Genomic DNA, 11,383 nt, shown 5'->3' with positions numbered 1-11,383 from the left:
TTTTTCCATGCACGATCCCCACAGCGAACGCATGAGTGGCAGTGAGACCCGCGCAGCAAGCGGTCTGGCCCTGGTGTTCGCCTTCCGTATGCTTGGCATGTTCATGGTGTTGCCGGTGCTGGCGACCTATGGGATGGACCTGGCGGGCGCGACCCCGGCCCTCATCGGGTTGGCGATTGGCGCTTACGGCCTGACCCAGGCGATTTTTCAGATTCCCTTTGGCTTCATTTCCGACCGCATCGGTCGTCGTCCAGTGATTTACCTGGGGCTGATCGTCTTCGCCCTGGGCAGCGTGCTGGCGGCCAATGCCGATTCGATCTGGGGCGTCATCGCCGGACGCATCCTGCAAGGCGCCGGGGCGATTTCCGCGGCGGTCATGGCGTTGCTGTCGGACCTGACCCGGGAACAGCATCGGACCAAAGCCATGGCCATGATCGGCATGACGATCGGTCTGTCGTTCGCGATTGCCATGGTGGTAGGGCCATTGCTGACCCGTGCCTTCGGCCTCTCGGGGCTGTTCTTCGCCACCGGCGGCATGGCGCTGCTCGGTATCGTCATCGTGATGTTCATGGTGCCGCGCGCCACCGGGCCATTGCAGCACCGCGAGTCCGGCGTCGCCCGTCAGGCGCTGATACCGACGCTCAAGCACCCGGACCTGCTGCGCCTGGACCTGGGCATTTTTGTGTTGCACGCGATGTTGATGTCGAGCTTCGTTGCATTGCCCCTGGCGCTGGTCGAAAAAGCCGGTTTGCCCAAGGAGCAGCACTGGTGGGTGTACCTCGCTGCGCTGCTGATTTCCTTCTTCGCCATGATCCCGTTCATTATCTACGGCGAGAAGAAACGCAAAATGAAACGAGTTTTATTGGGCGCGGTGCTGACGCTGATGCTCACTGAGCTATTCTTCTGGCAGTTCGGCGACAGCTTGCGGGCTCTGGTGATCGGCACGGTGGTTTTTTTCACCGCGTTCAATCTGCTGGAAGCGTCCTTGCCGTCGCTGATCAGCAAGGTTTCACCGGCAGGCGGCAAAGGCACGGCGATGGGGGTTTATTCCACCAGTCAGTTCCTCGGTTCGGCACTGGGCGGGATCCTCGGCGGCTGGTTGTTCCAGCATGGCGGTTTGTCGGTTGTATTCCTTGGATGCGCCGGCCTGGCTGCCCTCTGGTTGGCCTTTGCTGTTACCATGCGCGAACCACCTTATGTCACGAGCCTGCGCTTGCCGTTGTCGCCCGAGGCGATCCGCGAAGCGGGTCTGGTTGAGCGCCTGAAGGCCGTCGTAGGGGTAACAGATGCGGTGATCGTTGCTGATGAAGCGGCGATTTACATCAAATTGGACACAGAACTATTGGATCGCACGACCCTTGAGCGCCTGGTGAACAACCCGGCCGAGGCAGCGTGCGTAGCCTAGGAGAACGTTATGGCCCGTGGGGTTAACAAAGTCATATTGGTCGGCACTTGCGGCCAGGATCCCGAAGTTCGCTACTTGCCTAACGGTAACGCCGTGACCAACCTGAGTCTGGCGACCAGCGAACAGTGGACCGACAAGCAAACCGGTCAGAAGGTCGAGAAGACCGAATGGCACCGTGTTTCGATGTTCGGCAAAGTGGCCGAAATCGCCGGCGAATACCTGCGTAAAGGTTCGCAGGTCTACATCGAAGGCAAGCTGCAGACCCGCGAGTGGGAAAAAGACGGTATCAAGCGTTACACCACTGAAATCGTGGTCGACATGCAAGGCACCATGCAACTGCTGGGCGGCCGTCCACAACAGGGCGACCAACAAGGCGGGAATAACTACCAGCAATCCGCTCCAGCCCCACGCCAGCAGGCTCCGCGTCCGCAGCAGTCGGCACCGCAACAGTCGCGCCCGGCTCCACCGCAGGCTGCTCCGCAACCGGCTCCGGATTTCGACAGCTTTGATGACGATATTCCGTTCTGATAAGCCGCTGTTCGACAAGTGACACCGTAAAAAGCGAAGCCATTGATCTGGCTTCGCTTTTTTGTTGGCGCTGTTAACTGGATAGAGCGGTCATGTTGGCCCGCGCCATGTGCAGTTTTTTGTAGCTCTCGATCAAGCGCAGATGCCTATCGAGCCCCTCCAGCTTCATGCTGGTCGGCGTCAAGCCATGGAAGCGCACGCTGCCGTCCACCGATCCGATCGCTGCATCCATCCGCTCGTTGCCAAACATCCGGCGGAAATTGGCCTCGTAGTCTTCCAGTTCCAGGTCTTCGTCCAGCTTCATTTCCAGCACCACATTGACCGCCTGATAGAACAAGCCGCGCTCGACGGTGTTGTCGTTGTACTGCAGGAACATTTCCACCGCCTCTTTCGCCTCTTCAAATTGCTGTAGGGCGAGATAAATCAGCAGCTTCAACTCCAGGATCGTCAGCTGACCCCAGGCCGTATTGTCGTCAAACTCGATGCCGATCAAGGTGGTGATGTCGGTGTAGTCGTCCAGCTCACTTTCCACCAGACGCTCAACCAGCGCTTGCAGTTCCTCTTCGTCCAGGCGATGCAGGTTCAGGATGTCGGCGCGGAAGAACAGTGCTTTGTTGGTGTTATCCCAGATCAGATCGTCTACTGGATAAATTTCCGAATAGTCTGGCACCAGGATGCGGCAGGCCGTTGCACCGATATGCTCGTAGACCGCCATGTACACTTCTTTGCCCATGCCTTCGAGAATGCCGAACAAGGTTGCGGCTTCCTCGGCATTCGAGTTTTCACCCTGGCCAGAGAAGTCCCACTCCACGAATTCGTAATCCGATTTTGAGCTGAAGAAGCGCCACGACACCACGCCGCTGGAGTCGATAAAGTGCTCGACGAAGTTATTTGGCTCGGTCACGGCATGACCTTCAAACGTCGGCTGGGGCAGGTCGTTGAGGCCTTCGAAGCTGCGGCCCTGCAGCAATTCGGTCAGGCTGCGCTCCAGCGCCACTTCCAGGCTCGGGTGCGCGCCGAACGAGGCGAACACACCGCCGGTACGCGGGTTCATCAACGTGACGCACATCACCGGGAATTCACCTCCCAAGGACGCATCCTTCACCAGCACGGGGAACCCTTGCTCTTCCAGTGCCTGAATCCCGGCCAGTATTCCGGGGTACTTCGCCAGCACGTGAGCCGGCACATCCGGCAGGGCAAATTCACCTTCGATGATTTCGCGTTTTACCGCGCGCTCGAAAATCTCCGACAGGCACTGCACCTGGGCTTCGGCCAGCGTGTTACCGGCACTCATGCCGTTGCTCAGGAACAGGTTTTCAATCAGGTTGGACGGGAAATACACCACCTCGCCGTCGGACTGGCGCACGTAAGGCAGCGAGCAGATGCCGCGCTCTTCATTGCCCGAGTTGGTGTCGATCAGGTGGGAACCACGCAGCTCGCCGTCGCGGTTGTAAATCTTCAGGCAGTACTCGTCGAGGATTTCGGTCGGCAGTGCATCCTTACGGCCAGGCTTGAACCAGCGCTCGTCCGGGTAGTGCACAAACGCTGCGTTGGCGATGTGTTCGCCCCAGAACTGGTCGTTGTAGAAGAAGTTGCAGTTGAGTCGCTCGATAAACTCGCCCAACGCCGACGCCAACGCGCCTTCCTTGGTCGCACCCTTGCCGTTGGTAAAGCACATCGGCGAGTGCGCATCGCGGATATGCAGCGACCACACATTGGGCACGATATTACGCCACGAGGCGATTTCAATCTTCATGCCCAGGTCCGCCAGAATGGCCGACATATTGGCGATGGTTTGCTCCAGCGGCAGATCCTTGCCGGCAATATAGGTGCTCGCCTCTGAGCTGGAAGCAGGCATCAGCAACGCCTGGGCATCGGCGTCGAGGTTGTCCACTTCTTCGATCACGAACTCAGGCCCGGCTTGCACGACTTTTTTCACGGTGCAACGGTCGATGGAGCGCAGGATGCCCTGGCGGTCCTTGTCGGAGATGTCCGCCGGCAACTCGACCTGGATCTTGAAAATCTGGTTGTAGCGGTTTTCCGGGTCAACAATATTGTTCTGCGACAGGCGGATGTTATCCGTGGGGATATTGCGCGTGTTGCAGTACAACTTCACAAAATACGCCGCACACAACGCCGACGAAGCCAGGAAGTAGTCGAACGGACCCGGTGCCGAGCCATCGCCCTTGTAGCGGATAGGTTGATCGGCCACCACCGTGAAGTCATCGAACTTGGCTTCAAGTCGCAGGTTGTCGAGAAAGTTGACCTTGATTTCCATGGGGGATTACCAGAATAACGGCTAAACGAATGGCCGCCATTATCCGGCATTTGCGCAGTAAGTCTTGTAGGTGTCTGACGATATGTCGACACCAGTCCTTTTTAGTGGGCGATGGAGGGCTCAGTCGAGTATCAGATGCGGCAAGAACCGGCTCGAATCCTTGGTAATCAGACTGTTGTCCTCACGCACGCCGATGCCGGCTGCCTGATCCCCGATCACCCAGGAACCGATCAGCGTGTAGCTGTCGCCAAATTTCGGCAGCGGGGCAAACTCCTGAAGGATAAACGGCGCATCAGTGTAGGGGCCGTCCTCTTTTACGATCAGGCCATCGGCAGTTTGCAGCTCAATGTTCGCGCCTTCCCGTGAGAAGAATGGCTTGCGCACCCAACCTTTGGGCACCGCTTTACTCGGATCGGAGTCCAGGTGCGCCGCGAGCAGGTTCGGGTGACCTTGGTTGAACTCCCACAGCAGCGGCAGGATGCCCTTGTTGGAGATGATGGATTTCCAGGGCGGTTCGAAAAACTGTGTGTCGCTCTGCGCTATCGCTGCGCCGAAGGGTTCGTGGAAGATGAACTCCCAGGCATGCAGTTTGAACAGGTGAGGGATCCAGCGATCTTCGAGGTCGACGAAACGTCCGTCGCTGGTGAGGCCAATGTCTTCGATGTCGATGTGCCGCGATTCGATGCCGACCTTTTCCGCGACCAGGCGCAGGTAATCAGTGGTGCCCTTGTCTTCGACCGAGTCTTTCATCGAGGCGAAATAGAAGGGCTGTTTGAGCTGCAGTTGGGCAAAAGCCTGATGCAGCTTGGTATCGATGCTGTTGAACTGGTCGGCGTGCCTGGGCAGCAAGCCGCGTTCGATGCATTGCTCCAGCCAGCCCCACTGAAACGCCGCGGCCTCATACAGGCTGGTCGGCGTGTCGTAGTTGAGTTCCAGCAACTTGGCTGGCCCGCTGCCGTTGTAGGAGAAGTCCATGCGCCCATACAGGTGCGGGTGGCCTTCGAGCCATGAAGTGCGAATCATGTCGAAGAACGGCGCGGGGATGCTCAAGCGCTCCAGCAACTCTTCGCTTTGCACCACTCGCGCCACCAGGTCCATGCACATCTCATGAACTTCGGTGGTCGGGTCTTCGAGGTCGTTCTCGATCTGCTTGAGCGTGAACTGGTAGTACGCGCTCTCGTCCCAATAGGGTTCGTCGTCGATGGTATGGAACAGGAAACCGAGGCTTTCGGCGGTCTGTTTCCAGTCATGACGCTCTGCGCAGAGGATTTTCTTCATGGCCTTGTTCCCTTAGCTGCTCGAACCGCCAAAGCTCTTGCCTGATCCACCCCAGCCACTGCGTGCGCTGGCCTGGCTGCCGAACCCGCCGCGGGAAGTGGACGATGCAACGGACACCGGCTTGCTGCGAGTGATGGTGTCGGTGTAACTGCCACTGCTGCCGTAACGCGCCTGATTGGACCTGTTGAAGGTTGAACCTGACGATACCCGCTGACTGAGTGTCGAGGACGAGTAGTCACCGCGATCATCGCGATAGCGGTAGACCGGTTCGGAGTAGTAGCTGTTGCGGTTGCTGCTGAGCATGTTGCCGATCAGCAGCCCGGTCAGCAGGCTACTGCCGGAGAAACCCGACCCTGCGGCATTCGCTTCCGATGCGGGCAATCTAGCCTTGGCCGCGTCCACTTCGGACTGCGTCACCTCGCCATCGGCACTCAGTTCGAAACCGCCGAGCTTGGGGATGAATTTGCCGGCGGAATCCTGCTGGCACCAGTCGGCAACAAAGTCGGCGTCGCAATCAGCCTGGTTGTCGTACACCGGCGCAATGCTTCGATGCTGGGCCATGGCCTTCATATAGGCGTCAGAACAGATGTCGACCGGGAGTTTTTCATCGGCGCACTGCTGGACGGACTGGAAGTTGTACTTTTTGTGGATCTCGTAGGTTTTTTCCGTCGGCCCGCAGCCTGATATCGCCATGGCGACCGATGCCGCCAGCGAGAGCTGAACGTACTTGCTTCGTTTCATCGCAATCTCCGTGGCGCAATCAGTTCTGGGAAGGGGTCATGCACGCGGCATTCAACATGCCGACGCTGATGGCCACTGCCGCGACATAGATACCCGCAGCGATTTCGCCGTTCTTGATGCGCTCAGAGGCGCCTTTTAGCACCAGGCTGGTCACCAGAAACGCCAGCAGTTGTACGAAAGCGGCGATCACCGCCCAGACGACGAAGTCCAGAATGCTGATCGAGTAGGCGATCACATTGCTGGCCGGAATGGCGAAACCGATGACGGCGCCGCCCAGGGCGATGGCGGCCGCAACGTTGCCCGCACGGATCAGTTCGAATTCCCGGTGCGGTGTGATTCGGGTGTAGATGAACTGGAACAGCGCGAACAGCACGGCGGCGCCGAGGATGTACAAAACAAACCCGAGCACGGCGGCTTTGTTCAGGGAGATGGAGAGCGCTTCAAGCATGGAGTTCTTCCTTTTTAAAAAGTGTTCAGGTCGGTGGTGTACAGCGAAATACCCAGCGAAGTGCTCAAGCTGATGGTGCCTTCGGCGTCTTCTTCGACGGAAAACAGCAGGAATTCCCGGCGATCGGTCAGGCCGGTTTCGCGGGCGTACAGCATCGAACGATGCCCGATGCTGTAGGTCTCATCCGGATTCTTCAGGTGTTCGCTCAACGGCACCAGTTCGGTCTGGCCGTTCTCGGTGCCCCATTCGCGGGTGTATTCGACCCCGTTGAGGGTGTAGGTCGGCAGCCCGATCAGGCTTTGAGGGCCGGCCAGCCGACGCAGCTCCGCTTCACTGTTGATGGTGACGTAGCTGAGGTAGTTGAACAGGATCACTGACTCGACCTGCCCGGCGATGTCACCGGTGGTGTGCACTTGCAGCCAGTAGTCTTCGTCGTTCATGTAATAGCGCGACAACCAGGTCGACTGCCCGAGATCAATGGTGCCGGCACTCCAGATCTGCTGGGAACCGGGGATGGTCACCGCGGTTTTTTCGTCGAGCAGCAGTTTCAGGGTCGTGTCGAACATCACGCCCTTGCCCAACGCCAGGCCCAGCGGGCCGCTGACTGGCAGGTTATCGTTGGCTGTCCATTTCGAATCGGTATTCGTGCTCGCGTTCGGGGCCTCAAGCCCCAGCAACTGTTTAAACCATCCCATTGGAGATTTCCTTGAGGCGAGTGGAGGCGATGTAGAAGAGTTCGCCGCCCTTGACGCGAGTGGCGCCGGGCGGGTTGATCGAAGGCTGTCGGGCGCCTTTGGCGCGGTAGCCGATAAGGGTCGCGTTGTGGTGTTCTTTCATCTGTGCGTACAGATCGCCGAACGTTGCTTCAAAGGTTTCGGGCAGTCTCATCAGGTATTGGGTGGCGCCTTGGCCCACGCACAGCAATTCATTGATGACCACTGACGAGCCCGGATCCTGAGAGGCGCGCACCAACATTTCGATGGCCATGCTTGAGGTGCATTCCAGGCTGGGCGCGTAGGCGCTGGCGAGTGCGGCGATTTCACTTTCATTGAAGTGGGCGACCACATGCCCGACCGGGCTCAGTTGATTGACCGCCAACACGGTGGCCAGGGTCAGATCGTCTGAATGGGTTCGTACCAGCACGCGCTCGGCGCCAGGTACGCCGGCACGCAGCAAAAGCGCGGCAGAGGACAGGCTTTCGCCTTTGATAAAGGCCGCCTTGCCCGGCATGGGGTTTTCTTCGAGGTCGCAATCGCAAATGACGATCAGGTTGTCATTGGACGTTTCGTCCTGCAGCAGCAACTCAATAACCCGCTCGCTGGATGCACCTTCCCAGCCGATGAGAACGGTATGGCCGACCTTGCCGGTGAAATCGCCTTTGCCCTTCATGCCTTTTCTCCATACATCGATGACACTGCTGGTGGTTTTACCAATGGCTGCCGTCAGCAGCGCAATGCCCCCGAGCATGACCCAGGTAGCCACGAAAATCCGTCCCGCGGCTGTCTGTGGCGCGAGATCGCCGTAGCCGACGGTGAGCGTGGTGGTGAGATAGAAGTAGGTGAACGTGGCGGGGGCGGTGAGGTGTTGCTCGCCCAGAAGCACCAGCCCCAGATATGCCGTGCTCAGGTGTACGCCCAGCGCAATGGCCAGGCCGGCCCAGCCGAAGCGATGGAAAAAGGACGCCGCGTATGTGCGCAATAAAAGGAAAATCGACATTACATCCCTGACTCCTTGGGGGCTCATTCCTGGCGACGTAATCGCTCTGGCGTCTGAGTGCTCAAGCGCGGTTACCGGACGGCATTAAACCTGCTGCGCGGCATAGATAACAGTACCTTGGCTGCAATAAACCCGGCGATCGCACCAAAGATATGTCCTTCGAAGGAAATGCCCCGGCGCGGAAGGAAGCCAACAACCAGCCCGCCATAGAGCAGGGCCACGACACTGGCCGTTATCAGGTTGCTCCAGCTCCTCTGGAACCAGGCGCGCGACAGGAGATACGCCCACAGCCCGAACACCCAGCCGCTGGCACCGATATGCACGCCGGCAAAACCGAACAGCCAGATCAGCGAACCGCCCAGCAAAATGATGATAGCGCTGACGGCCATGAACCGGTTGAGCCCTTCGACAATGACCAGGGTGCCGAGGATCAAAAAGGCAATCAGGTTGGCGCTCAGGTGCGCAAAGGATGTGTGCAGGAAAGGCGAGGTGATGATGCCGGCCAGTCCGTGCAGGGTTCGCGGAACCAGGCCGAAGGCGTTAAGGCTGTAGCCGGTCGCAACATTGAGCAGTTGCAGCGCAACCATGAAGATGGCCAGGCCGGCGATTGTCTTGAAACCCTTCAGGGCATCCATCCTTGACCTCGATTCGGCAGTAAAGAAGGGCGATCAATTAATGCCTGTCAGTTAAGAGATAGAACAAGCACTGAGTAAAATTGTGGCGAGGGAGCTTGCTCCCGCTGGGCCGCGAAGCGGCCCCTCTTATCCCCAAAAAGAAGGGACTGCTGCGCAGTCCAGCGGGAGCAAGCTCCCTCGCCACAGGGTCAGTGCACTTGACTGACTGGCTGACCGGGTTACTCGGCCGATTTTTTCTTCAGGCGTTCCAGAATCGCATTGGCGCTGCCTTCGTCCGGTGTGATGCCGGCATCGCGCAGTTTGCGTTCCAGGTCGGTGCCGGTCGACGCATCGGCCAGTTCGTCCTGGGCTTGCAGTTCAGCGGCGCGTTGCTGCTGCTTGGCCTGCAGGCGGTTCAGTGTGCCGACGGCGGTTTCCAGCTTGCCGTTGGCGCCGCCACTGGCGATCGAAGCACTGACCTGGGCTTTCTGTACGCTTTCACGAGCCTTGGCCATGTCCACTTGCTGACGCAGGCTTTTGATGCGGTTTTCGGCCTTGGTGATGTCTTTGCGCATGTTGTCGGCGTAACCGCCGAATTCGGTGGCCTGCTTTTGCTCGACATCCAGTTCATTGGTCAGGGTCGAAATGGCTTCGGCCACTTCCAGTGCCAGGTCTTCGCGGTTGGCCTGGATGGCGGCCAGGGCCTTGGATTCCAGGTCCTTGATCTTGGCGTTGTACTCGCTGACGCGGTCAGCCGACAGTTTGTGCTTGGCCATGATGGTGACCAGCTCACGCTTGGCGTTGGCCAGCGCGCTGTCAGCATCGCGAATTTCCTGGTCGAGAATGCGCAGGGCCTGTTGGTCGACGATCGATTCGCCGACTTCGTTGGCACCGCCACGCAGCGCGGTGAACAATTTGCTCCAGATGGACTGAGTCATTGGATATATCCTGTTCCCGAATAATTAATTGAAGAAGCGTTCAAAGGCTTCGCTGGCGCGCTGGACGTTGTCGACGAGGGTTTTGATCTCGGTCACGACGTTGGTCAGGCTGGAGTCGGAGCTCAGCGCGCCGAACATGTTGTAAACGATCTGCCCGTTGGGCATGGACTCGATACCGATCGAGGACAGCGGGAACATTTCCCGGCTGCGCAATACGGCATCATTGAATGCTGGGACGTCGTTTATCGACTCGACATCGACCAGAACGGTATCGACGATGATCTGATCGCCAACCACCGCGATGTAAATCGGCAAGCCACCGAAATCGTTCATTTCCAGCTTGATGCTGGATTCGGAGCCTTGAACGAGGGAGAGGGTGATTTCGTTCGCAACCACTTCGTCGAGGGCCTGGAGGGCGCTGTAGAGGCGATCGATGTTCCAGTTATTACCTGCGCTCATGTAATTCTCCGACATGAATGAGCCAGCCAGAATCGGTTGGCGTAGCTGTTTCTCCATCTGCTTGAGCAGGCTTCGATTTTCGGGAAGCACCCAAGTCTCGTGTTTCACATAGCCGGCGGCACCCAGGCCCGCGCGCATCTGCTTCATGTAAAAGCTCGATGGTTTTTTCGCGGAGGGTTTCGAGCGCTCTCCCTTGCGGCTCGCTGAATCGGTAACAGACCCGGTAGGCGGATCTGATGGAGAGCTGCTTTTCATGGTGCTGATCCCGTTGTGAAAAACTCACGCGTGATAACACTACAGGCTATTTTTGCAGCCCTCAATAGCTCACGCGTGAGATTTTTTCGACGGTTGCGCAGGTGTATGAAAAAGAAGGGAAGCAGCATGATTCCGGTCAGTTAAGCGTAATCCTGTGGAACGAGCCTCTCATCTAACCAGCCAGAAACTCATCGGTGGACACCACGCTCGCATAAGCAAACCCCAAGGCCGACATGAACGCGGCATGCACATGGGCGGCTGGGACGGTGACGCCGTTGAACTCCAGGTCGAGGGTGGCACAGGCGTCGTGGATCACCGTGACCGTATAGCCGAAGTCTGCTGCGGCACGGGTGACGCCGTCGATGCACATGTGGCTCATGCTGCCGACCACCACCAGGTGTTCGATACCTTGCTGGTCGAGGATGGCCTTGAGTTCGGTTTCGCGGAACGCGTTGACGAAGTGCTTGAGCACCACCGGTTCATCGGCGCGGTTCAGGACTTTGGGGTGCAACTTCGCGCCGTCGGAGCCTGGGGTGAAGAACGGTGCGGCGTCGGAGGTGAATTCGTGGCGGATGTGTACCACCGCGTCACCGGCCTCGCGAAAGGCCTGGATCAGCCGTGCAGCGTTGTCTGCGGCGGCATCGGCGCCCGCCAAAGGCCACTTGCCCTGGGGGAAGTAGTCGTTCTGGATATCGACTACGATGAGTGCTTGCTTGGCCATGA

General features: G+C 58.5%; 12 protein-coding genes. 2 read left to right on the top strand and 10 right to left on the bottom strand.

The window, feature by feature from the left end; genetic code table 11:
* Positions 1 to 7 precede the first annotated feature (7 nt).
* Both ACCC96_RS05115 and ACCC96_RS05110 read left to right on the top strand, forming a co-directional pair.
* Positions 8 to 1,405 carry an MFS transporter gene (locus ACCC96_RS05115; protein WP_019650831.1) on the top strand — a complete coding sequence of 466 codons (1,398 nt, stop codon included), beginning with the start codon at positions 8 to 10 and terminating at the stop codon, positions 1,403 to 1,405.
* Positions 1,406 to 1,414: 9 nt separating this feature from the next.
* Positions 1,415 to 1,933 (top strand): single-stranded DNA-binding protein, encoded by a 519-nt coding sequence (locus tag ACCC96_RS05110; RefSeq protein ID WP_064620707.1) that lies wholly within the window; start codon positions 1,415 to 1,417, stop codon positions 1,931 to 1,933.
* Positions 1,934 to 2,006: 73 nt separating this feature from the next.
* On the opposite strand, the gene ACCC96_RS05105 is transcribed toward ACCC96_RS05110, so the two are convergent.
* The 10 genes from ACCC96_RS05105 to ACCC96_RS05060 all read right to left on the bottom strand — a co-directional run bounded on the left by ACCC96_RS05105 (position 2,007) and on the right by ACCC96_RS05060 (position 11,381).
* Positions 2,007 to 4,211: an OsmC domain/YcaO domain-containing protein gene (locus ACCC96_RS05105; protein ID WP_258671295.1), complete on the bottom strand. Its 2,205-nt coding sequence runs from the start codon at positions 4,209 to 4,211 to the stop codon at positions 2,007 to 2,009.
* 120 nt (positions 4,212 to 4,331) lie between these two features.
* Complete coding sequence (locus ACCC96_RS05100; protein ID WP_019650833.1) at positions 4,332 to 5,489, bottom strand: glutathionylspermidine synthase family protein; 1,158 nt, start codon at positions 5,487 to 5,489, stop codon at positions 4,332 to 4,334.
* Between the two features lie 12 nt (positions 5,490 to 5,501).
* On the bottom strand, positions 5,502 to 6,230 hold the full coding sequence (locus ACCC96_RS05095; protein WP_019650834.1) for a DUF1190 domain-containing protein: 729 nt from the start codon (positions 6,228 to 6,230) through the stop codon (positions 5,502 to 5,504).
* Positions 6,231 to 6,249: 19 nt separating this feature from the next.
* Positions 6,250 to 6,678, bottom strand: a complete 429-nt coding sequence (locus ACCC96_RS05090) for a DUF350 domain-containing protein (protein ID WP_019650835.1) — start codon at positions 6,676 to 6,678, stop codon at positions 6,250 to 6,252.
* A 14-nt stretch (positions 6,679 to 6,692) separates the two neighbouring features.
* Complete coding sequence (locus tag ACCC96_RS05085) at positions 6,693 to 7,373, bottom strand: YjfK family protein (protein ID WP_258671293.1); 681 nt, start codon at positions 7,371 to 7,373, stop codon at positions 6,693 to 6,695.
* A complete protein-coding gene (locus ACCC96_RS05080; protein WP_413695149.1) occupies positions 7,360 to 8,394 on the bottom strand; it encodes an ion channel in 1,035 nt (344 codons plus the stop codon). Before ACCC96_RS05080 ends, ACCC96_RS05085 begins: the two co-directional genes overlap by 14 nt.
* 71 nt (positions 8,395 to 8,465) lie before the next feature.
* Positions 8,466 to 9,029, bottom strand: coding sequence for a rhomboid family intramembrane serine protease (locus tag ACCC96_RS05075; RefSeq protein ID WP_413695148.1), 564 nt, complete (start codon positions 9,027 to 9,029; stop codon positions 8,466 to 8,468).
* Positions 9,030 to 9,247: 218 nt separating this feature from the next.
* Positions 9,248 to 9,946, bottom strand: a complete 699-nt coding sequence (locus ACCC96_RS05070) for a PspA/IM30 family protein (protein WP_019650839.1) — start codon at positions 9,944 to 9,946, stop codon at positions 9,248 to 9,250.
* A gap of 24 nt (positions 9,947 to 9,970) precedes the next feature.
* On the bottom strand, positions 9,971 to 10,552 hold the full coding sequence (locus ACCC96_RS05065) for a YjfI family protein (protein WP_413695147.1): 582 nt from the start codon (positions 10,550 to 10,552) through the stop codon (positions 9,971 to 9,973).
* A 280-nt stretch (positions 10,553 to 10,832) separates the two neighbouring features.
* Positions 10,833 to 11,381: a cysteine hydrolase family protein gene (locus tag ACCC96_RS05060; RefSeq protein WP_413695146.1), complete on the bottom strand. Its 549-nt coding sequence runs from the start codon at positions 11,379 to 11,381 to the stop codon at positions 10,833 to 10,835.
* Positions 11,382 to 11,383 lie beyond the last annotated feature (2 nt).

This window comes from Pseudomonas sp. Pseusp11 (assembly GCF_047304405.1).
GTDB lineage: Bacteria > Pseudomonadota > Gammaproteobacteria > Pseudomonadales > Pseudomonadaceae > Aquipseudomonas.
This window is presented reverse-complemented; position numbering and strand designations above follow the sequence as displayed.

Coding starts and splice junctions, on each gene's coding strand:
- ACCC96_RS05115 (WP_019650831.1), top strand. CDS start 8: ATGCACGATCCCCACAGCGAACGCATGAGTGGCAGTGAGACCCGCGCA.
- ACCC96_RS05110 (WP_064620707.1), top strand. CDS start 1,415: ATGGCCCGTGGGGTTAACAAAGTCATATTGGTCGGCACTTGCGGCCAG.
- ACCC96_RS05105 (WP_258671295.1), bottom strand. CDS start 4,211: ATGGAAATCAAGGTCAACTTTCTCGACAACCTGCGACTTGAAGCCAAG.
- ACCC96_RS05100 (WP_019650833.1), bottom strand. CDS start 5,489: ATGAAGAAAATCCTCTGCGCAGAGCGTCATGACTGGAAACAGACCGCC.
- ACCC96_RS05095 (WP_019650834.1), bottom strand. CDS start 6,230: ATGAAACGAAGCAAGTACGTTCAGCTCTCGCTGGCGGCATCGGTCGCC.
- ACCC96_RS05090 (WP_019650835.1), bottom strand. CDS start 6,678: ATGCTTGAAGCGCTCTCCATCTCCCTGAACAAAGCCGCCGTGCTCGGG.
- ACCC96_RS05085 (WP_258671293.1), bottom strand. CDS start 7,373: ATGGGATGGTTTAAACAGTTGCTGGGGCTTGAGGCCCCGAACGCGAGC.
- ACCC96_RS05080 (WP_413695149.1), bottom strand. CDS start 8,394: ATGTCGATTTTCCTTTTATTGCGCACATACGCGGCGTCCTTTTTCCAT.
- ACCC96_RS05075 (WP_413695148.1), bottom strand. CDS start 9,029: ATGGATGCCCTGAAGGGTTTCAAGACAATCGCCGGCCTGGCCATCTTC.
- ACCC96_RS05070 (WP_019650839.1), bottom strand. CDS start 9,946: ATGACTCAGTCCATCTGGAGCAAATTGTTCACCGCGCTGCGTGGCGGT.
- ACCC96_RS05065 (WP_413695147.1), bottom strand. CDS start 10,552: ATGAAGCAGATGCGCGCGGGCCTGGGTGCCGCCGGCTATGTGAAACAC.
- ACCC96_RS05060 (WP_413695146.1), bottom strand. CDS start 11,381: ATGGCCAAGCAAGCACTCATCGTAGTCGATATCCAGAACGACTACTTC.